Origin of the sequence: Aeromonas enteropelogenes, assembly GCF_020097295.1 — a bacterium.
In the GTDB taxonomy this organism is placed as follows: domain Bacteria; phylum Pseudomonadota; class Gammaproteobacteria; order Enterobacterales; family Aeromonadaceae; genus Aeromonas; species Aeromonas enteropelogenes.
In genome coordinates, this window is the sequence record NZ_CP083625.1 from 3,126,919 (window position 1) to 3,148,176 (window position 21,258).

Consider the following 21,258-nt stretch of genomic DNA (forward strand, 5'->3'; position numbering starts at 1 on the left):
CCGCACGGGGTTTTCAGCTCCCAGAGTGCTGCTATTAACTGGATTGCAGAGGGGTAAACCATAGTCGCTCCTTGGCTGCCTTTGGGGGCTGTAAGGGTCGGATGAGTAGGGTATCAAACGATGACTAATATAAGTGAGAAAAAGTTAGTTAAAGCTTGGATTTTGAATGATTTTTTGACAGGGATCAGACTCAGACAACAGGGTAGGGGGTGATGCGGGGGGAAATTGAGTGATAAATCGACAAGGCAGCTATGGCCAACTGCTGGAAGATAGTTAACCAAGGTTATGCTTTGCTGACCCAGTCGGGCGCAGGTTTTCGGCAAAGTCGTCAGCTCAGTAGCCGGTCATCTCCAGATAGCCGACACCGCTGGCATCCCCCGAGACGGATACCGCCCCCTCCCAGTAGTCAAAGCGTCCCGTCATGGCCTGATTGGGCTGGCGGGCTCGGATGGTGAGCTTCATATCGTCGGCTTCCAGCTGCCACTCGACGGGGTAAGGTTGCCCCTTGGGGCCGCGCCAGATCTTGCCGGGGGTGAGGCGGATACTGTCTGGGGCGAGAACCCGGCTGCTGCCGTCCCGCTCAATCAGGATGCCGTAGCGGTTTTCTGGCTTGTTTTCGGAATTGGCGCGTCCTGCCTTGGTGCGCAGGCGAAACAGCATCAGCTCGCGGCCATCGTCAAATTGCAGCGAAAACCAGTCCCAGCCAGATTGCCACTCGGCCAATACCGAGCTGCTCCACTCGTGATCAAACCAGCCCTGGCCGGTGACGTTGCGGGCCTCCCCATCCAGGGTCAAAGTGCCGCTTATGGTCAGGCGCGGGTAGGAGTAGTAGAAGGAGGCGTTGCCCGGGCTCTTCTCGCTGTAACCCTGTTGGCCCTGCAGCACCGCCGGCTTGGCGGCGCGTACCTGCAAATCAAGATCCCCCGCCTTGCTCTGCACCTTGAGGATGGCGGGAAAAAGCGCCTCTCCTTGAGAGGCCAGCACCCACTCTTTGAGCCAATATTCGCCGCCGCTGGCACCGGCCAGCCCAGGCCCCTGGCGGCTGGTGCGCTCGTCTTGCTGGTGGCTGCCTTTGCTCAAGTCCGTGATGGCGAACTGGGCCAGCCAGAGCTGGGGAATAAGCCAGGGGTTGTCAGATTTGATCTCCTGCTCGATACCTTGGCGAAACAGGGTCCACTGCATGCCGTAGTCGCGCCCCTGCTCGTCTTTCAGGTTGCCAGTGAGATACCACCACTCGGAGCGGTAGTCGGGATGGGCGCTGTGATCGGCGGGCAAGCGGATGGGCTGGCCCGGCAGGGCCTTTTTAAAGTGATCGCTGCCGCCGCCGAGGATGGTGCCCAGATCGCTGGCACCGATCCCGGCGCCATACAGGATGCAGATCAGCGCCAGCCACCAGATGTTGAATGTTTTCATACCACTCTCCTTGCGGCGTACCAGGAGGCGAGCGCGCCGCATACGGGGGCGAGCAAGAGCGCCGTGACGGCGTGCAGGGGGGCGGCCTCGAAGGCCAGACGCCAGCCGAAGGCGCGGGGGTTGACCACCTCAATCAGTACCCAGGCGAGGCCATAGCCCACCGGCAGGGCCAACAGCGCCGTGAGCAGTCCCAGACCCGCCCCTTGCCACACCAGCAGCCGGCGGCAGTGGCGGGGGCCTACGCCTAAGCTCTGCAGGGTCTGCAACTCGCTGCGTCGGGCCAGCCCCAGCACCATAAAGGCCGAGCCGATGCCGACAAAGGCGATCCCCAGGATCAGCAATTTCAATAGCTCGGTCACCACGAAGGTCTGGTCGAACACCTTGAGGGCCGCGGCGTGAATGGCAGGGGCGGGCAACAGGTTCACCCCCTCGCCAAACTGCGCCCGCAGGCGGTCGGCGAGGAGCTCCGGTTGGTTGCTAAAGAGGGCGAGGGATTGCACGGCACCGCCCTCGAAGGCATGCAGTATCTGCCCCTTGTCGCTGCCGTAATCCTGATAGATGCCGGTGACGGTAAGCCGCCTTGGCCCCTGCTCGCCCGTCACCTCGAGGCGTTGGCCCACTTTGACCCCGAGGCGCACCGTCAGCGGTTCGCTCGCCAGCACCTCGTCGGGGGTGGCGGGCCAGCGTCCGGCCAGCAGCGGGTAGGCGGCTTTAAGCTCGGGGATAAAGTCCATCTGCGCCCACTCGATGGGCTGCCCCTGCCAGCGGGCCGGGTGTACCGAGCGGCGCGAGGCGGCGCGTACGTCCGGCGCTGCGAGGATGGTGTTGAGGGTCTGCTCGCTCAGGGCGCCCTTGCTGCCGGCCACCCCCTTGGGGGCGGTGACGTAGAGATCGGCGGCCAGGCGCTGGCCGAGCCAGATCTCCACGCTCGAGCGAAAGCTCGACACCATGACCCCGATGCCGATGGCCGCTGCGATGGCCAGTTGCAGCGCCATCACAGCGATGGCGGTGCGATCCAGGTGATAGAGGGTTTCGGCCACCCCGAGCCGGGCGCTGAGGGGGCCGCGCTCGCGTCGGCGCAGCCGGCCCAGCACGGCGCGCAGCACATCGGGCAGGGCGAGCGCCATGGCCAGCAGCCAACCCCCGGCGATAAAGAGGGCGCCGGTGAGGCCGGTTTCTGGCCGCCACAGACAAAGTGCACACAGCAGCAAGATGGCGATGGCGAGCCCCCGACGTTGCCAGGGATGAGCCGGCGGGCGGCTGTTGCCTTCTCGCAGCTCAAGGGGGGATTGGCGCAGCGGTTGCCACCAGCCGGGCAGGTTGGCGGCGAGCGTCCCAGCCAAGCCAATCACCAGCGCCTTGCCAAGGCTCGCGGGGGAGAGGCGCAGCAGATCGATGGGGTTGGGGCCATAGAGATCGGCTAGCGCCTGGGTGAGCTGCCCCATCAGGGCGAGGGCCAAGAGGCTTCCCAGCAGCAGCCCGAGCAGGGTGCCGAGGGTGGCGAGGATCAAGAGCTCCAGGATGAGCCAGCCAAGCAGCCGGCGCGGCGGCATCCCGAGGATGATGAGCTGGGCGAGCTGGGGGCGGCGCACGCTCTGCACGAAGCGCTGGGCGTTGAATACCAGAAAGAGCCCCACCGCCATGGCGAGCAAGGAAAGGGCCGTGAGGTTGAGGGCCAGCGCATCGCCGAGCTGGCTGGCATCGAGGGCCGGGCTGATGGGCTCAAGCCAGAGCGGCTGATGGGGGGCATAGGCTTGCAGGGCTCTTTGCAAGGTATTGGCCTCGCCCTCGCTCAACTTGAAGACGATGCGATCGAGCCGACCCGCCTTGCCCAGCAGCGGCTGGGCGAGACCGATGTCGGTCACCAGCAGCCTCTCCATGGGCACGGCGCCGGGCTCGAAGGTGCCGGCCAGGGTGAGCGTCAGCGGGCGGGGCGGCGCCCCTTCAGCACCCCCCAGCACGAAGCGCCGGCTCTGGCCCGGTTGCCAGCCAAGGCGCCTGGCCTCGGGGGCGGCCAGCCAGACGCTGTCGGTGCGGGTGAGGGAGAAGGTGGGTTCCTTGTCCGGTGCGGCGCCAAACAGCCGGCGCAAGGGGCCGGGGTTGAAGAGATCCATCCCCAGCAGTTGGAAGCTGCGCCCCTGCTCATCCTTGAGCCAGGCGTGCAGCTCTGGCATGGCGTCAAGGTCGGGCTGGCTTCGCACCAGCTTGACGTAAAGCTGCTCATCCAGCCCGCCGTCCGGCGCCAGCCGGTAGTTCGCTTCCCCCGCCAGCTGGCTGCGGGCGGCGACGAAGTTGGTGCGGGCGCTGTGGTTAAGAAGCTCGATGGCCACCACCAGGGAGACCCCCAACACCAGCCCGGTCAGGCTCATCAACAGCAGCCAGGGGTGAGTGCGATAGAGGCGCAGCAGCGCCTTTAGCGGCAGCATGGCAAGTCCTCGCCTCACGGGGCGGACGTCACCAATGGGACGGTTGTCACCCATGGGGAGTTCCGGTGCTGGGTGCTCGCTTTAGCTCGACCAGCTGGCCCCCTTCGAGGCGCAGCACCCTGTCTGCCAGGGCGCCATAGGCGGGGTTGTGACTCACCAGCAAGAGGCCTGCGCCGGTATCGCGCACCGCCGCCATCATCAGGGCCATCACCTGCTCGGCATTGTGTTCATCGAGGCTGCCGGTGGGCTCGTCGGCGAGCAGCCACCGGGGCTTGTGAATGAGGGCGCGGGCCAGGGCGACTCGCTGGCGCTGGCCGCCGGAAAGCTGCTCCGGCCAGGCATGGCGCTTGTGGACGAGATCGAGCTGTGCCAGCAGGGTGTCTATCTCGCGCTGATCGTGCGGGAGCTGGTTGATGGCGAGCGGCAGGCAGAGGTTCTCCTCCACCGTCAGGGTCGGCAGCAGGTTGAAATCCTGATAGACGATGCCGAAATGGCGGCCGCGCAATCGGGCCCGCTCGTCCGGCGGCTGGGTGTCAAGACGGATCTCTCCCAGCCAGATCTCCCCCTCATCGGGGGGCAGCAGGCCGGCGATGAGGCTCAGCAGGGTCGATTTGCCGCAGCCGCTTTGCCCCAGCAGCAGGGTGATCTCGCCGGGGGGGAGGGCAAGATCCAGGCGCTGGAACAGCGGCAGCCGTTCGCTGCCGTTATCGAAGCTCTTGCAGAGGTTGCGCAGGGTCAGCATGGGATAACCGGTTGATGGTCAATGGCTTTCAGTATGCCCGCTACTATGCCAGTTAGTGATCACGGCTGCAAAAGCGAAGCGGATCCTGGCTGGATCCTGCTCGCAAGAGGTGGTTAGAATAGAGGCTTCCATGGGTCACAGGATGCGCAAGGATGTTACACAAGCAAGTCAGTTTTATCGTCGACAGCAAGGGCAACAAGCAGGCTGCCGTGGTCCCCATCGATATCTACAACGAGCTGATGACCCTGCAAAAGGCGCTCTCCGACAACAAGCCGGGGGAGCGCGAGCTCTACCACTTCAACGGCAAGGGGGCCGAAGCCCACGGTTATCCGGTGGGCAAGCGGCAGAATCCCGGCTTCATGGTGCTGGCGGGCTCCACCGCCAACGGCGAGGATGCGGCCTCCCTGCGCGAGGCGGTGATCGAGCTGCGCCAGGAGCTGCTTGGCAAGGGGATCCTCTCTCCCCGCAGTGAAGGGGGCTTCGTGTTTGTGGCCGATCAGCTGTTCAACAGCCCGAGCCTGGCCGCCAGCCTGGTGGCGGGCAACAACCGCAGCGGCCTCGATGCCTGGCAGAACAGTGCCGGTTACACCCTCAAGCAGTCGGGGTTTGGCAAGAAATAACGGTGAGTTCTCGTTGCCGACCAATTGATAATTGATTGACCTGGATGAAATTATTTTTTCATCCAGGTGCTAGCATGAAAGCCAGACGGTTCCCAAAGGAAGAGGCTCCATGTCTACGTTATCCCGCTTTGTCCCTCTGTTTTTGTTCTGTGTGTTTCCCGCCGAGGCCAGCAGTGGTCCCATTCCAATGACCTTCTCCACGGTCGGCCTGTTTTGTGTCGCCCTGTTCACCCTGGCCTATGCCCTGGTGATGGCAGAGGAGTATCTGCAACTGCGCAAGTCCAAACCCGTGCTGGTGGCTGCCGGGGTGATCTGGATCCTGATCGGCATCGTCTATGCCCAGGGGGGCATGAGTTCGGCTGCGGAGCAGGCATTTCGCCACAACCTGCTCGAATACGCCGAGCTGATGCTGTTCCTGCTGGTGGCGATGACTTACATCAATGCCATGGAGGACAGGATGCTGTTCGATGCGCTGCGGGCCTGGCTCATTCGCTCCGGCTTTCAGTTGCGCACCCTGTTCTGGCTGACCGGCGTGCTGGCGTTTTTCATCTCGCCGGTGGCGGACAACCTCACCACGGCGCTTTTGATGTGCGCCGTGGTGCTGAAGGTGGCCAACGGCGATCGGCGTTTCGTCAACCTCGCCTGCATCAATATCGTGGTGGCGGCCAACGCCGGCGGCGCCTTCAGTCCCTTTGGCGACATCACCACCCTGATGGTGTGGCAGGCGGGCAAGGTCAATTTCGGCCAGTTCTTCGCGCTCTTTATCCCCTCTGTGCTCAACTTTCTGGTGCCGGCCCTGCTGATGAGCTTCATGGTGCCCAAGCATGCCCCCAAGGCGGTCAACGAGGTGGTGGATCTCAAACGCGGGGCCTTTGGCATAGTCGCGCTCTTTATCCTGACCATACTGACGGCGGTCGCCTGCCATAACTTCCTTCATCTTCCCCCTGTGCTCGGCATGATGATGGGGCTCGGCTATCTGCAGTTTTTCGGTTTCTACCTGCGCAAGACCCTGCCCACATCACTTGCCCGCAAGCGCGCCATCTACGAGCGCAACGGCGATCAGGCACGTCTCAGACAACTTGGTTCAGTAGTGCCCTTTGATGTGTTCAACAAGGTGGCGAAGGCGGAGTGGGATACCCTGCTGTTCTTCTACGGGGTGGTGATGTGCGTCGGCGGGCTGGGCTTTATGGGTTATCTGGAGCTGGTCTCCGCCTGGCTCTATGAAGGGGGCAATGCCACCCAGGCCAACATCGCCATCGGCCTGCTCTCCGCCATTGTCGACAACATCCCGGTGATGTTTGCGGTGCTCTCGATGAACCCGGACATGGCGCTCGGTCAGTGGCTGCTGGTAACCTTGACGGCCGGGGTGGGGGGCAGTCTGCTCTCCATCGGGTCGGCGGCCGGGGTGGCGCTGATGGGGCAGGCCCACGGCATGTATACCTTCTTTGGCCACCTCAAGTGGCTGCCCGCTATCTTGCTTGGCTATCTGGTGAGCATAGGGGCGCATCTGTGGCTCAATAGCGCCCAGTTCTGAAGGCGATAACTCTCCAGGGAAGGAAAAATGGGACAACTGTTCGAGGCGCTCTCGCCGCAACATGTGGCCTTTATCGAGGCACAGAAGATCTACTTCGTCGCCACGGCGGCGGATCAGGGGACGGTCAACCTCTCCCCCAAGGGGGGCGATTCGTTGAGGGTCATCGATGCTCATACCCTGGCCTGGCTCAATCTGACCGGCAGCGGCAACGAGTCGGCGGCCCATGTGCTGCACAATCCGCGCATGACAATGATGTTCTGCGCCTTCGAGGGGGCGCCGCTGATCCTGCGGGCCTACGGTCAGGCGCGGGTACTGCACCGTGGCGACACGGGGTGGGAGGCCGCGCTGGCGCGTTTTCCCGCAAGTATCGCGGCCCGCCAGATCTTCTTGCTGGACATCGAGCGGGTGCAGGCCTCCTGCGGTATGTCGGTGCCTCTGTATGAGTACCAGGGGGACAGGGCGGATCTTGCCAACTGGTCCGAGCGTCAGGGCAGGGAAGGGATCGAGGCCTACTGGCGCAAGAAGAATCAGCTGAGCCTGGATGGCCTGGAGAGCGAGATCCTGGCTCGCAGCGGGCTGGAGGCCACACCTTGGAGAAGGCGCGACGGTGAAAGAGGGAACTATGCCCCGTGATACACAAAGCCCTGCTGATACAAGCAGGGCTTTTTCATATGTCTCATGCGTGATGGCGACAAAAGCGTCAGGAGGCGCTGCGCTTGCCTGCCAGCAACCAGTAGCTCAGGGCCGATCCCGCCCCGCAGCTGGCGATGGCGATAGCCATGGGCAGCGGTGATGCTGGCGGGTTGAGGTTCACCAGTATGCCCACCAGGGCGCCGATGCCAAAACGCAGGGTGCCTGCCAGCGCCGAGGCGGTGCCTGCAGATTGCGGGAAGTGGCCCATCAGGCCGGTCATGGCGTTGGCCCCCACCAGGCTGATGTGGCCGACAAAGAGCACCACAGGAATAACGATGCCCCACAGACCCCCGGTCTGGCTCCAGGCGTTGTAGATGAGCAGGACCCCGGCGCAGGGCAGCACCAGCAGGCCGTATTGCAGCATCCGCTCGGCGCCCACTCCCTTCACCAGCCGACTGTTGACGAAGGTGACCACCATCATCAGCAGGATGTTGAGGCCAAACAGCCAGCCGTAGTGCTCGGTCGGCACCTTGAAATACTCGATATAGACGTAAGGGGAGCCGCTTAAGAAGGCGAACATGCCGGAGCTCGAGAGCGCCCCGCACAGCACATAGCCCATGGCGCCGCGATGGGTGAGCACCCCCCAGTAGTTGCGCAGCACCTGGCCTATCTTCAGGGGCTGCTTGTGCTCGGGCTTGAGGGTCTCCTGAATTTTCCACTGCATCACCACGCAGATAAGCAGGCTGATGACCACCAGCAGCCAGAAGATCACCCGCCAGTCGCTATGGGCGCTGATATAGCCGCCCACCACGGGGGCCACCAGAGGAGCGAGCGTCATCACCAGGATGACGAAGGACATGGCGCGGGAAAACGCATCCTTCTCGAAAAGATCCCGCAGCAGAGCGTTGACCACCACCGAGCCCGCCGCGCCGCCGGCGGCCTGCAGCATCCGCCAAGCCAGCAGCTCCGGCAGCGAATCCGCCATGGCGCAGCCCACCGAGGCGATGGCGAACATCATCAATCCCGCCAGGATCACCGGTTTGCGGCCAAAACTGTCGGCGAGCGGCCCGTAGAAGAGCTGGCCGATGGCAAAGCCGCCGAGAAAGGCGCTGATGGTGAGCTGGGCCCCGTCGATGCTGGTGGCCAGATCCCGGGCGATGGCCGGAATGGCGGGCAGGTACATGTCCACCGCGAGCGGCGTCAGGCCCGCCAGGGCACCGAGCAGGATAAAGAGAAAACGGGGAGAGAGGGCGGCGGCTTGGGGAGCTGGGGCGTGGGGCATAGGGTGTCCGGTTGTCGACCTTGGTTGCGAATAAGAGGAAATATCGAGTCTATCAGCTTTAACCACGCCGGGCATGGCGTTCCTGCGCCGGCGTGCCCGGCTCCCCGTCGTGGTGGCGGGCCGTGTCGGGCGATTGGTAACGGGTCTTGATGAAGGTGCCCGCCAAGGCCAGCCACCAGGCAAGCCAGGTCACCAGCGACAGGCCATAGCCGAGGCGCTCAGGCCAGCGGGCACTCAGGGTCACGGTGAGCCGGTAGTCGCCGGCGGGCACCTGAACCTGCAGCAGTCCGTTCTGGGTACTGCTGACGGGCAACTCGGTGCCATCATCGCGCCAGGCCTGCCAGCCCGGATAGTAATACTGGTGCATCACCAGAGTGGCCGGGGTCTTGGCGTTCACGGTCAGCACAATGTTGCGGGGACGCCAGCTCTGGATCTGCCACTGGATGCCCGACCTCTGTGTGGTGATCTCGGGCTGGAACTCATCCTTCCAGGCCAGCAGGGTGGGCGAGAAGTCGCCGCGGGGCACCTGCCTTGGCCGGTATTCCCGGGCGCTGCGCTTGCTGTCAAAGAGTGTATCGATCGTTGCCTTGTCAGGGCTCTGGGTGAGGGGGGATTCACGCACATAGAGCGCCTGCGAGGCCATGATAAGGACGAGCAGCCCCCACCAGAGCCACTGCCATAACCGATGGACGGGAGGCGCCAGGGCCACCACGGCCACGGTGGCGATGACCAGGATCAGGTTGAAGCGCCAGGGAAATTGCACCAGTTGCAGCGGCGTGAGGAGCTGCCAGAGCGGCTCGCTCACGGAGAGGGTCATGAGAAAACAGAGGGTACCGATCACCCCCCAGCGCCGCAATTCGGGATGATGGGGCTCGCGGGTGGCGGCCCAGGCCACCAGCATCAGGGCGAGGGTCAGTATGGTCAGCCAGGTGAGGTGACCGCGAAAACGCCAGTCATCCAGGCTCTGGGGCAGGCGATCGAGAAAATTGCGCTGGAATTCGAAGATGCCGGTGCGCATCTGCTCCATGGAGATCCCCCCCTGATCCAGCAGGGCGGGCAACAGCAGCAGACTCGCCATGGCCAGCCCCCATCCCTGTGCCAGCAGGGTGGGCCAGATGGCGTCGCTTGTCTGGTTGCGCCAGGCCAGCAGCAGGCTGCGTACTGTCAGCAATGCCAGGATGAGCAGCAGGCTCGGCAGGTTGGAGAGGGCCAGCATGGCCACGGCAAACGCGAGCAGGAGCAGGCCGAAGGGGGCCTGTTTGCTGAGCCTGTCCTGCCCCAGCAGCGCCAGTGGTGCCCAGACGAAGGCCCAGCTTTCTGCCAGGGCGAAGCGGGCATAGATGTCGATAGCCAGATGATAGGGGAGCGCCATATAGAGCAGGCTGGCCCCCAGGGCCCGGCGGGGAGAGGCGAAGGTACGCAGCCACAGATAGGCAAACAGACCCGAGAGCCAGAGCGCCAGACTGCTGCTCCAGAGCAGGGGCGTCATGGCCTCGTGAGCGAGGGGCGTGGGGCCGGCGAAGAGGGCGTTGACATAGTAGGGGAGCGGTGGGTAGAAGAAAAAAACCGGGCTGCCGAAGGAGCCATTCATGGCCATCAGCCAGCGGGGATAGAGTTCCCCCTGCCACAGTTGCACCGCAAAAAAGTGGCTGGAGAGCAGATGGTGAAAAAGATCATGCCCCTGACTGCCGCCGCGCAGCCAGAAGGGCAACAACATAATCGCTGTGGCTATCAGCAATACCAGAGGAATGCTGTAGCGCGTCCGCAATCCAACCATGTCGGGACTCGCTGGTTATGGCCGCAAGGAGAGTCTGGTCGAATTGCCAGCTCCCTCTGCGTCCTGATCCTGCCGTCAGGGCCCAGCATCCGCTTGCCTGTCGGGAATGGCAAGCCAGAGGCCGGGCTCGGCGCGAAAGCGCGGAGCAAACCACCACTGCCGGTAGGGCGCGGGCAGGCTGCTCGCGTCGATAGGGCGCCGACTGAGACGACAGGCGCCCTGCGTCAGGACCAGACGCGCATCCCCCCCATACCAGCCATCGGTGATCGGAAGCCGCGTGGTCTCGCGCAGCAGCTTGACGCCCCATTGGGTGACCAGCGCAGAACAGCGCTGCTCTGCCAGGGTGGCCGCCTTAACCATGGCAGGTGGCCGGGGTGAAGTGAGGGTGGAACCAAGCAGCAGGAGCGCCGCCAGCACGGCGAGCGTCTCCCCCCGGTGCGGCAGCCTGCCTGCCAGCAGCACCAGACCGAGCAGGGTAAGCGGCGCCAGATGACGGGGATTGTCCGGGTTCTGGCCAAACAGGGTCCAGAGCAGCAGGGCAAGCCAGTAGAGGGACCAGGTCGGGGAGAGGGCGGCAGCGTGGCCCTTGCATCGTTGCCACAGCGGCTGCACCAGCAGTCCCCCGACAGCCAGGGGCCAGAGCAGGGTGAGCTGCTCGTTGAAGGTATTCGCCCAGCTCAGCAGCCGATCGCCGTGGGCCGCCGCCGTGTTGCCCCATAGGGTAAAGTGACCGTCGGTAAAGCGCCGCCCCTCGCTGAAATAGGCCCAGCCATCGGCCTGCCAGACAAACAGCAGGCAGGCTAGCCCCACCAGAACAATCGGGAGCAGAAAGTTAAGCCGCTGACTTTTTTGCGCCATCCCCAGCCAAAGGGGCAGCAGGGCCAGCACGAAGTAGGAGGGACGCAGCGCCAGCATCAGGCCCAGCAGCAGACCGGCCAGCGCGATTTTGCGCTGTTGCAAGGCCAGGAGCGCGCCCAGCCAGGCGGCGAGTGCAGGCCCGTCCGAGAGGCCGGAGAGGGCGAGCGTCGGGGTGAGCGGCAGGGCCAGCACCAGCAGCCAGACGGGCACCAGGAGGCTTGGACGCTGCCACAGTCTGACTGCAAGCAAGGCTGCGAGCGGCGCCAGCAGGCCGGTGCCCAGCAGGCTGGCATACTGCACCGCGGCGGCGGGACTATCCACCACCAGATTGACAAGGCGGGCCAGCCAGATAAAGGCGGGATAACCCGGAAAGTGGGGGGCGAACTCCAGCACACTAAAGCGCGTCACTCCGTGGGCAAAGTTCAGGGCATCGTCGGAATCGAGCGCCACCGGGAAAGCCAGCAGCCAGCCAAGCCAGGCCAACTGCAGCAGGATCAGCAGGTAGGGTCGATTAGCAAAGCGTAATCGGCCGTGGTGACTCCTCCCTTCTCCCACAAGAGAAGAAGGGGGCAAACCGGCGTTCGGGTGCATCTATCGGCAGGCCGTGCGTAGGGTGGGTAGCGCGCAGCGAAACCCACCGTTTGTCACAGCGAGATGGAGCAATGATTGGCTGGAGGTCATCAGAGCGGCGCCAGCACGGCCATCAGCGCTTTTTCCGCCTCGGCAAAGGCAGCGGCATCGGCGGGCTTGGCGCCCACCCCGAACACTCCAGGGTTGCCGATGGCGTCGAGCACCTTGGCCAGTGCCTGATCCGCGGCCTGGCGATCCCCTTCACTCAGGGAAGGGAGGATCACATCCAGAAAGCGCTTGCTCTTGACCACCAGCACCTTGGCGGTCTGGTAGTCACCAAGGTTTTGCTTTGCTCCATCGAGGCGGCGCTCGATCTCCGCCTTGTAGGCGCGATTGAGCAGGGCGGCGGTGGCGGCGGCATCCTTGCTCTTGATGGCAGCGGCCAGCGGCACCTGCAGCTCGACCTTGTGGTGCTGCTCCAGATAGCCGAGCTCATCGGCGAGCCCCTTGAGGGTCTCGCTGGCATCCTGGCCTTCACTGGCAGCGGTCAGCAGCTGCTCGCGGGCGTCGATCAGCGGCTCCTTGCCGGCCGCTGCATAGGAGTAAGCCTGAGCCTGTCCCATGCCAGTCAACACTGGGCCTGCCAGCAGGGCAAGGGCAATAAAACCGTGGCGTAGGGTCATCCTGTTCTCCTTGGTTTGCTTATAGCGTGGACGTTACGCAACGCTCTGGGTCTCGATCACGGTATTTTCGTTGCGATGATTGAAGGCGGTGCGGCGTCTGTCCGCCTTGTCAAATAGCTGCAATTGTCATCACGCCACGCTCTGGGTCTCGATCACGGTATTTTCGTTGCGATGATTGAAGATGGCGTGACGTCTGTCCACCCCGTCGATGACCATGTCGGCGGCCATCAGCCCCATCTCCATGGCGGTGTCGGTGAAGATGTAGCGGAATGTCCCCTGACGGCCGGTCATGATGAGGTTACTGATCGACATCAACGCCTTGATGGCGGCGTTGCGCCGGGCCTGATAGCCCAGATCCATCAAGGGATAGGCGTACTCGCTGCGGGCCTCGAAGGTTTCATCGCCAAGCTTCTGGGTATCGACGCCGAGGCTGGCGAGATCAGCGGTGACCCGACCGCGCAAGTCGGCCAGCGGTGCCTGCCAGGTGGTATCTCCCGGATTGCAGGGGATCTCCAGCATCACGGAAGTCTGGCCCTGGGGGGCCATAAAGGGGCTGCGCCGGCGCGGCTCTTGCAAACGGGTGGCCAGGATATGGGGATCGGAGAGGTACTGCCAGGTGTTGTCCGACAGGTTCTCCTGTTTGAGCGGCATATTGACGAAGCGCAGCGACCGGTATTGGAGATCGCACGGCAAGCCCAGATGCTGGCAGGTCAGCGGCAGCGGCAGGGTGGAGATCACCTGATCGAAGTGCTCGCTCTGATCGATCCCATCCTGCTGCCAGTGCACCCGATCGATCCGGCCATCGATCTCCTCGAGGCGAGTGATGGTGGCGCCGGTCTTGAGCGCCACCCCTTCTGCCACCAGTCGCTCGCCCAGGGTGGTGAAGATCTGGCCGAAGCCGTACTTGGGGTAACGGTACTTGCGGGCGTAAGTGCGCACAGAAATGCTGCCGTTACGCCTTGGCAGCAGGCGGCGCGCCACGTCTTTAAGGTCGATGAGGCTGATGCGCTGGCCGGCCCAGTCGGCAGAAAGCTGGTCCGGGTTGATGCCCCACAGCTTGGCGGTGTAGCCCTCGAAAAACTGGCGATAGAGGGTGCGGCCAAAATGGCTCTGGATCCACTCGGCAAAGCTGGCTTTCGCGAAATCCTCGGGCTTTTTGGCAAAGGGCAACAGCAGCAGATCCTTCACCGCGCCGGCCATCAGGGACAGCGGCGCCGTCTTGAGGAGGTTGGGCAGGTTCAGAGGGTAGTCATAGGTGCGCCCGCCAAAGCGGATCACACTCTTGCGCATCGCGTGAAGCAGATCGTCCCCCATTAGCTCGTCGATAAAGGCGAGCAGCTCGGGGTTCTTGGTGATGAAGCGGTGGCCGCCGTAGTCGAAGCGATATTCGCCATCGCGCCCCTTGAAAGTCTGGGTGGCGCACATGCCACCCACCATGCTCTCCTGCTCGAACAGGGTGACCGCAAAACCGGCCTGGCAGAGGCGCCAGGCGGCCATCAGACCGGCAGGGCCGGCGCCCAGCACTGCAATGTTGTTCTTGTTGTTGTCGCTCATGACGGTGTTCCAAAACGGCTGGCAAAAGAGAAAAGGGACGGATGAACAAGCGGCTCACCCCGGTGAGCCGCCTTGCCATGTCGGGCCCTCAGCATATCAGGGCTTGGCGCCGGATCCCGCTGGCTGTGGCTGGGGGCGGTAGCTGCGTTGCCAGAGAGTAACGAAGACCACCAGATAAGCGACCCAGGTTAGCAGTTGCAGGCCGGCCGGCGAGGCATTGTAGCCAAACAGGGCGCGCAGGAAGGTGCCGAAGATCCCCTGATCGTCGAGAATGTGGCTGATGTTGAACACCGGCTCGGTCCAGAGGGTAATGACCCCCGCCGCCTGTAGCATGTTGACGGCAGAGGAGAGCAATCCGGCGGCGATGATGATGATAAGCAGACCGGTCCAGCGAAAGAAGGGGGCCAAGGCCACCTTGCGGGTGGAGCGCAGCAGCCCCCACACCAGCGCCACCGATACCAGCAGGCCTGCCAGCGCGCCGACAAGGCCGGATTGCAGATCGACTCCCTGACCCGAGTAGAGCAGGGCGGAGAAGAAGAGCACGGTTTCAAACCCTTCACGCATCACGGCGAGGAAGGCGAGCAGGGCCAGGCCAAACAGGTTGCCACTATCGAGCGCCGCGTCGATGCGCGCCGTCATGGCCCCCACCTGGGACTTGGCCTGCTTTTGCATCCAGATGGCCATGTAGCTCAGCACCAGGGTGGCAAAAATCAGGATCCCCGCCATCAAGAGGTGGTTGTAGCGCTCGCTCTCGAACTGGCTCACCACCACCTGGAACAGAAAGGCCACTACCAGCGAGGTGACGAGCCCAAGCCCGACCCCCAGATAGATGAACTTGTTGTAGCGGCTCGCCCCCAGCTTGGCGAGGTAGGAGAGGCAGATGCCCACCAGCAGAAAGGCTTCCAGCCCCTCGCGCAGGGTAATGAGAAAACTTGCAAACATCAGGTTTGAGGCTCCGTAGCGGGTGTGACGGGGAGAGGCTGCAAGGTGAGTTGCAACCGGTTGAGCATTACTATGGGTGGCTCCGGCAAGCTCGGCTCGGCGGCGCGCACCGCATCACTGACCCACTTGGGGTAGGTGCGGAAATTGAGTCTGATATCGGCCTTGAAGGGGGCTTTGGCATCTGCCGGCAGTGGCCAGGCTTCATCGAGCCAGCCATCGGCCGGGATGCGGGTGTCTTCGAGCAGCTTGGCGTAGCGCCAGAACTTGAGCCCCACCGGCTTGCCCTCGGCATCGCCAAATACTTTTCTGAATAGCCGCGCATCGTCGGGCACGGCGCCATCCACCGGCTGGCCACTTTGCAGCACCACGCGGCCGCTGGCGTCGGTGACGGTCAGTTCCAGCCAGAGCTCGCGAAAATCAGCCACGCCGGTGGGCAGGGCATGGCCCGCACCGGTATTGGCGACCCGTACCACCAGTTGGCGGCAATCGGCCACCTGTTCGATACGGGCAGAGAGGGTGGCGCTGGAGCGCAAAAGCGCCAGGCTCTCCTGCTCGAGTGCGGGATTGCGCAGCCCCACCAGCTGGTGCTGGGCACCGGTGAAGTTGTGGCGATAGAGGCGTTCTTTCAGAGTGCCGTTTTCGGTGGACTGGCCGGCCACCGGCGCGCCGCCGTTGCCGGGCTCCGGGTTCATATGGCAGTCGATGCAGGTGCGCCGTTTGGCGGGATCCTCTGCTTTGGCGAAGCTGGAGTTCTGCCACTCGTCCCAAGTGTTGACGATGTTGGCGCCGGTGCCCGGGGCGAACTCGTTATGGCAGGATTTGCACAGGGCCGCGTCTTGGTAGAAATCCTTCTGGTAGGAGGCCTTATGGGCTGCCGGGCGGGCATTGATCTGCCGCTCAGCCAGCCAGTGCTGGAGGCTGCCGCCCGGGGCATCCTCGAACACATAGCTCTCGCGGTCTTTCAAATTCACGGTGAAGGCGCTGTTGCCGCCGGCGTCTTCTACCTTGGTGATGCGATGGCAGAGTACGCAGCCGGTGCCTTCTTCCACCACTGGCTCGCCTTTCTGGTGGGCGGCAATCAGCGAGGCGCCCCCCTGCTCGAACATATTCGAACCCTTGGGCAGTTCCGTCTGGCCAGTCAGCACCTGCTGGGGCATGTGGCAGCCCTGGCACCACTGGCCGAAGGCTTCGCCCTCTGTTTCGCGCGCCAGCGCCTGTACCACCTTGTAGTAGGGGTGGGAGTTGCCCATCAGTCGGTGATTGCTCTCGCTCCAATCCTTGAACGCCTGTTGGTGGCAGTTCTGGCAGGAGGCGGAGTTGAGCCACTCTTTCGGGTGAGTGGTCGGCGCCTTGGCGGGATCCGTGCGTGGGGCATCGAGTCGCAGCCAGTTGGCGAGATAGGGGAGGTTGCCATCGGCGGTGACGAAGGCGTGCAGATCCTCCATCATCGCCTTTACCTCGGGTTGGGGTTTGGCGGGATCGACTGTCTCGGCCCCATCGCGGGTGTCATGGCCCATGCCCCCCTGGGTCTGCTGGGTCATGCGCAGGTATTCGCCGATAAAATCCCCCGCCACCATGTTGGCGAGGTTGGCGTGGCCGTTGATGGCGTTGTCGCGGCTTTTCTGGCGATGGGCCGCCATCAGATAGCGGTTGGTGAAGTTGAACCCGTCCAGATGGCAGGAGTTGCAGCTCATCCAGTTGTCCCCCGCCATGGGGAAGCGGCTATTGGCCGCGGTGTTGCCGAGATTGAACAGCCGCTCGCCGCGCTTGAGGGGCTCGGTGCGGGGATCGGATTCCACCAGTTTGGCGAAGTGGGGCACATCGACGGTGACCCGGGCGAAGGGGCTGCTGTCACCGGTATTGAGGCGTGTGAGATCCTGCCCCATGGCGTTGTGCACCAGGATGTGGTCACCGTCGATCAAAAGATCGCGCGGATTCTGGCCCGGCAGGTGGCGCAGCAGCTGGGTTGCCTTGGCGCCGCCCTGAAACTTCTTGCGGCGGTGGCGGTTGCTGTTGGACTTGCCGCTGCGCGAGAGGTCGAACACCAGCAGATCTTCGGAGCCCGCCAGGGTCAGGTAGACCCGCTTGCCGTCGGCGGCGAAGCGCGCCGCGAAGGGGTTGGAGACGATTTGGCTGCGGTTGCCGACATTGGGCAAGTTGATCTGCAAGAAGAGCTGTTTGCGCTCATCGACCCTTTCTTTCTCTTCTTCAAGGTCAATGATGGAGACCGCCGGGAAAACGGTGCTCTGAAACTGGAAGGGGTGATCGAAGCTCCACAGCACGTGGGGCAGCCAGGCTTCGCTGCCATCGGGGGAGAGGGTGATGCCATCCAGCAGGCGCGGCAAGCCCTGCGAGTCGCTTGGGGTGGCGCTCTGGGTCTCGGCCAGGGTGATCAGGCGCGGCTTGGGCAGGGTGGCCCCCGTGATCCCGCTCCCCAGCTTGGCGAGATCATAGATGGCGAGCTGGCCGGTCATGGCATGGGTGAGCAGCAGGCGATCATCGTCGGTCAGGGCAAGTCCGCGCGGCGTCTCTGCAGTGGCCATATCCAGCTGCAGCTTGCCATCCGTGTCATAGGCCTGCAGGCGGCCCGCCTCGAACAGGGTGACCCAGAACCAGCGGCGTTTGGGATCGTAGATGACGCCGTAGGGTCTATGGCCGGTGGTGATCGCCTTCTCGAGGTTGAGATCCTCGTCCAGGAGCAGCAGGCGATCGCCGCTGTAGTCGGTCACCAGCAGATTGCCGCCCTCTGCACGGGCCAGCTGGCGCAGATCGCCGCCAAAGCGGGCCTCCTTGAGACGCTTGCCAGTGTCTCGCTCCAGCAGAGTGACCGAGCCTGCGCCCTGGTTGGCTACCAGCAGGTGAGGAGTTTTCCCCTCGTCATAGGCAATCATGGCCGCCCCCATCTCCTGGGCCGAGGCGTTCCCCGGCAACAGTATGGTGGCGAGCAGGGCCGAAAAGAGCGAAGAGAGAAGCAACTTCAACATGGGATCAGGAACGCCATCTGAGAATGGTCCAGCGCCAGGCGTGGCGCAGCACCAGGGGAGTCAACGCGAGCGCGCTCAGCCAGTGGGCCCAGCTGGCGAGGTTGCCAGTGGTATCGCCCGGGGTGCCGTGCAATACCAGCAGCAGCCCGCTGGCCAGACACACCAGCAGTAAGCCCTCGATGATGCGCCCTGTGGTGCGCAAGAAGGGCTTGCGGCTTCTCTTCAGCAAGCTGCGATGGGAGAGCCAGAAAGCCCCGAACAGCAACGGAAACAGGGTCAAGGAGAGCACCACATGGAGAAACAGGTTCCAGCGTGCCAGCGACCAGAGCGGGGTCAGCGGTTCCCACAGCAGCAGGCCTGAGAAGAACATCAGGTAGAGGGTGCCCTCGGCGGCCTGATGGTGATAGGCCAGCCATTGCCAGAAGGGGCGCGCTGAGAGGGAAAGGCTTGTCATGAATGCTCCGGCACCGGGCGGTCGGTTTGGGTGAAGCAGTCTATAACGCAGAAAAGGTAATGAAAAGAGTTATCAATTCCATTGATGATGAATAAAGGCTGAATGATGTGTAGAACGGAAAAAGGATGAACGACAGATGTTGGGGATATCAACAAGTGCTGAGCTGAGGCTGTCAGGCACTTATCCGGCGGTGAGGGAGGGATGATTCGCCACTGCGTGGCTCACCCCTTCGGAGCGGCTTGCGGCCGTTCATCGCAGTTCTGCTCGAACCCGGCGAGAGTTCTCACTCTCTCTTTCGGAGGTAAGGGGGAGATACGAAAAAGGGCCCCCCGTAGGTGGACCTTTTCAAATTTGGCACTGGGTCGGGATTGACTCACGCCATCCCTGGCGCACGCCCTCTGGCCATCCAAGGCGGGCTATCCTGCCCGCCTGTCGAACAGAGGTCGAACCAAGCCGCCCATCATCGGATAAAGCAAAAGGCCCCGTCTTGCGATGGGGCCTTTTGCTTTATTTGGCGGTGAGGGAGGGATTCGAACCCTCGATACGTTGCCGTATACACACTTTCCAGGCGTGCTCCTTCAGCCACTCGGACACCTCACCAAATTTTGGTCTGTTGTTTAACGTGTTCAGCCAACACTGTGCTCGTCGCGCCGTTGCGCTGGAACGGGGCGTAATGTAGGGGAAAGGGCTGCCTCGGTCAACCACTTTTCCCCTTATTTTTCATAATCTTTATCGAATGCCTAACCCTTGAGCAGAATGCCGTTTTTTTACACCAGCTCAGGGCTTGTCCAGGATGATCAGGCTGTCAGGCAGCTCGTTCTGATCCCGGGTGGCGGGGAAGGCATCGCTCAGGATGGCGCTGGTGCGCTCGATGCACTCCAGAAAGCCCTGCTCGATCTCCTTGTTGCGCACCCGTGTTACGAAGTCATCGATGATCTCCTGCCACTGGGCGTTGTCGATGTGCTGGGCGATGCCGTCATCCACCAGGATCTCCACGTAGTGTTCGGCGGCCGAGACGAAGATCAGCACGCCAAGCCGGTCGCGGGTGCGATGCAGCCCCTGTTCGACAAACTGCAGTCGCGCCATCAGGGCGGCCCGGTGCAGGCGTACCCGCTTGGGGATCAGCCGCATCTTGATGGGGGTCCAGTGAAACAGGAGGCTCAGCAGCAGCCAGACCGACCACTGTACCAGCAGGATCTCGTACCAGCCGAGCCAGAAGCCGAGCTGGAACACCAGCAGCGGGGTGAGCATGGCCAGCAGGGCCGCCCAGAGGGTGGGAATATAGCGATATCCATCGCTGGCCGGGGCCAGCACGGTCACCAGTTCGGCGTCCGTGTCCTGCTCTGCCTGTCTGACCCTGGCCTGAAGCGTGTGATAAAACTGTTTGGAAATCATCTTGTCGTCTCTTAATCCCTGTTACCAACCACCGGAGGCACCACCGCCACCAAAACTGCCACCGCCACCGCTGAAGCCACCGCCTCCTCCGCTAAAGCCTCCACCGGAGCGACCGCCAAAGGAGCCGGCCCCCAGTCCCCCGGCCAGGTAGGCCGAGCGGCGACGGCGGCCCGAGCCACCTCCGCCGCCACCTCCGCGCAGGTTATGGATCACGATCATCGCAATCACCATCAGAATGAACAGCCCGGGCCCCTTGCCGCTATCTTGCTGTTGGGTCTCTGTTGGCTGATAGTCACCGGCCAGCGCCAGCATGATGCCCTGACTGCCCGCCATAATGCCGGCCACCATGTCGCCCCGCTTGAAGGCGGGCAGGATCCGGGTCTGGATGATGTTGGCGGCGATGGCATCGGGCAGGGCCCCTTCCAGGCCGTAACCCACTTCGATCCGCACCTTGCGCTCATCCTGGGCGATCAGCAGCAGGACTCCGTTGTCTTTTCCTTTCTGGCCGATGCCCCAGTGACGTCCCAGCTGGTAGCCGTACTCCTCGATAGTTTCTCCCTGCAAACTGTCGATGGAAACCACCACCAGCTGTACGCCGCTGCGTTTTTCAAACGCGGCCAGCTGCTGGGTCAGCTGGTGGGCCTGCTTGCGGGACATCAGGCTCGCCTCGTCCACCACCCGCCCGCTCAGGGGCGGAAAGTCGGGAGCCGCCTGCAGCGCTGTGGTCCAGAGCAGCAGGCAGGGCAGCAGGATGCGCAGCATCATGGTCATTGGAAGCTCACCTTGGGTGCCTCATCGGCACCTGGCTTGGCGCTGAAGCTGGGTTTGGCTGCCAGATCCGAGTAGAGCAGCTTGTGCCAGATCACCCCGGGGAAGGTGCGGATCTCGGTGTTGAACTGGCGTACCGCCTCTATGTAGTCGCGGCGGGCCACCGAGATGCGGTTTTCGGTGCCTTCCAGTTGGGCCTGCAGGGTGAGGAACTGCTGATCCGCCTTGAGATCAGGATAACGCTCGACCACCACCATCAGGCGGGAGAGGGCGCTGGAGAGCTGGTTTTGTGCCGCCTCGAACTCCTTGAGCTGGGCCGGATCGCTCACCTGCAGGCTGCCAACCCGGGCACGGGCGTCGGTGACCGCCTTGAGGGTCTCCTGCTCATGGGTGGCATACCCCTTGACGGTGGCCACCAGGTTGGGGACCAGATCGGCGCGGCGCTGGTACTGGTTCTCCACCTGTCCCCAGCTCGCCTTGACCTGCTCATCCAGAGTCGGAATGGTATTCATGCCGCAACCGGTCAGACCCAGCAGCAGGGTCAGGGTCAGCAGGGATCGGGTGGCCCTGCGCCAGAGAGATAGGTTCATCTTGTTGTTCTCCATTGAAATGGCTGGCAAATA

General features: G+C 63.2%; 17 protein-coding genes, 1 tRNA gene and 1 other RNA gene. 3 read left to right on the forward strand and 16 right to left on the reverse strand.

What is annotated here, in order from left to right; genetic code table 11:
- Nucleotides 1–333: 333 nt before the first annotated feature.
- The 3 genes from LA321_RS14635 to LA321_RS14645 are packed head-to-tail and all read right to left on the reverse strand — an operon-like array spanning nt 334 to nt 4,581.
- The gene (locus LA321_RS14635) at nt 334–1,413 is read right to left on the reverse strand and encodes a lipocalin-like domain-containing protein (RefSeq protein WP_042071668.1); all 1,080 of its coding nucleotides are present in this window, start codon (nt 1,411–1,413) and stop codon (nt 334–336) included.
- On the reverse strand, nt 1,410–3,839 hold the full coding sequence (locus tag LA321_RS14640; RefSeq protein WP_042071665.1) for an ABC transporter permease: 2,430 nt from the start codon (nt 3,837–3,839) through the stop codon (nt 1,410–1,412). The genes LA321_RS14635 and LA321_RS14640 overlap by 4 nt, the downstream gene beginning before the upstream one ends.
- A gap of 46 nt (nt 3,840–3,885) precedes the next feature.
- A complete protein-coding gene (locus LA321_RS14645; protein WP_042071663.1) occupies nt 3,886–4,581 on the reverse strand; it encodes an ABC transporter ATP-binding protein in 696 nt (231 codons plus the stop codon).
- A 152-nt stretch (nt 4,582–4,733) separates the two neighbouring features.
- Between LA321_RS14645 and LA321_RS14650 the strand changes: the two genes are divergently transcribed.
- The 3 genes from LA321_RS14650 to LA321_RS14660 all read left to right on the forward strand — a co-directional run bounded on the left by LA321_RS14650 (nt 4,734) and on the right by LA321_RS14660 (nt 7,368).
- Nucleotides 4,734–5,201 carry a DUF4357 domain-containing protein gene (locus LA321_RS14650; protein WP_026457061.1) on the forward strand — a complete coding sequence of 156 codons (468 nt, stop codon included), beginning with the start codon at nt 4,734–4,736 and terminating at the stop codon, nt 5,199–5,201.
- Nucleotides 5,202–5,310: 109 nt separating this feature from the next.
- A complete protein-coding gene (gene nhaD, locus LA321_RS14655; protein ID WP_026457062.1) occupies nt 5,311–6,735 on the forward strand; it encodes a sodium:proton antiporter NhaD in 1,425 nt (474 codons plus the stop codon).
- Between the two features lie 27 nt (nt 6,736–6,762).
- Nucleotides 6,763–7,368, forward strand: coding sequence for a pyridoxamine 5'-phosphate oxidase family protein (locus LA321_RS14660; protein WP_042071660.1), 606 nt, complete (start codon nt 6,763–6,765; stop codon nt 7,366–7,368).
- Between the two features lie 67 nt (nt 7,369–7,435).
- Here LA321_RS14660 and LA321_RS14665 read toward each other — a convergent pair whose 3' ends face one another.
- The 13 genes from LA321_RS14665 to LA321_RS14725 all read right to left on the reverse strand — a co-directional run bounded on the left by LA321_RS14665 (nt 7,436) and on the right by LA321_RS14725 (nt 21,240).
- Nucleotides 7,436–8,650, reverse strand: coding sequence for a Bcr/CflA family multidrug efflux MFS transporter (locus LA321_RS14665; RefSeq protein WP_042071659.1), 1,215 nt, complete (start codon nt 8,648–8,650; stop codon nt 7,436–7,438).
- Between the two features lie 58 nt (nt 8,651–8,708).
- On the reverse strand, nt 8,709–10,427 hold the full coding sequence (locus LA321_RS14670; protein WP_042071656.1) for a 6-pyruvoyl-tetrahydropterin synthase-related protein: 1,719 nt from the start codon (nt 10,425–10,427) through the stop codon (nt 8,709–8,711).
- Between the two features lie 75 nt (nt 10,428–10,502).
- Entirely contained in the window at nt 10,503–11,786 is a 1,284-nt protein-coding gene (locus tag LA321_RS14675) for a hypothetical protein (protein WP_042071829.1), read from the reverse strand.
- 179 nt (nt 11,787–11,965) lie between these two features.
- Nucleotides 11,966–12,538 carry a hypothetical protein gene (locus LA321_RS14680; protein ID WP_042071653.1) on the reverse strand — a complete coding sequence of 191 codons (573 nt, stop codon included), beginning with the start codon at nt 12,536–12,538 and terminating at the stop codon, nt 11,966–11,968.
- Nucleotides 12,539–12,667: 129 nt separating this feature from the next.
- Nucleotides 12,668–14,092, reverse strand: coding sequence for an FAD-dependent oxidoreductase (locus LA321_RS14685; RefSeq protein WP_042071651.1), 1,425 nt, complete (start codon nt 14,090–14,092; stop codon nt 12,668–12,670).
- 96 nt (nt 14,093–14,188) lie between these two features.
- Nucleotides 14,189–15,034 carry an FTR1 family iron permease gene (locus LA321_RS14690; protein WP_042071647.1) on the reverse strand — a complete coding sequence of 282 codons (846 nt, stop codon included), beginning with the start codon at nt 15,032–15,034 and terminating at the stop codon, nt 14,189–14,191.
- On the reverse strand, nt 15,034–18,018 hold the full coding sequence (locus LA321_RS14695) for a YncE family protein (RefSeq protein ID WP_042071644.1): 2,985 nt from the start codon (nt 18,016–18,018) through the stop codon (nt 15,034–15,036). The genes LA321_RS14690 and LA321_RS14695 overlap by 1 nt, the downstream gene beginning before the upstream one ends.
- 4 nt (nt 18,019–18,022) lie before the next feature.
- Complete coding sequence (locus tag LA321_RS14700) at nt 18,023–18,472, reverse strand: hypothetical protein (protein ID WP_026457379.1); 450 nt, start codon at nt 18,470–18,472, stop codon at nt 18,023–18,025.
- A 185-nt stretch (nt 18,473–18,657) separates the two neighbouring features.
- Nucleotides 18,658–18,779, reverse strand: a non-coding RNA gene (locus tag LA321_RS14705) — RtT sRNA.
- Nucleotides 18,780–18,984: 205 nt separating this feature from the next.
- Nucleotides 18,985–19,072: transfer RNA gene (locus tag LA321_RS14710), tRNA-Ser, on the reverse strand.
- Nucleotides 19,073–19,249: 177 nt separating this feature from the next.
- The gene (locus tag LA321_RS14715) at nt 19,250–19,867 is read right to left on the reverse strand and encodes a TPM domain-containing protein (RefSeq protein WP_042071642.1); all 618 of its coding nucleotides are present in this window, start codon (nt 19,865–19,867) and stop codon (nt 19,250–19,252) included.
- 21 nt (nt 19,868–19,888) lie between these two features.
- On the reverse strand, nt 19,889–20,638 hold the full coding sequence (locus LA321_RS14720; RefSeq protein ID WP_042071639.1) for a TPM domain-containing protein: 750 nt from the start codon (nt 20,636–20,638) through the stop codon (nt 19,889–19,891).
- Complete coding sequence (locus tag LA321_RS14725) at nt 20,635–21,240, reverse strand: LemA family protein (RefSeq protein WP_042071637.1); 606 nt, start codon at nt 21,238–21,240, stop codon at nt 20,635–20,637. Before LA321_RS14725 ends, LA321_RS14720 begins: the two co-directional genes overlap by 4 nt.
- Nucleotides 21,241–21,258: the final 18 nt, after the last annotated feature.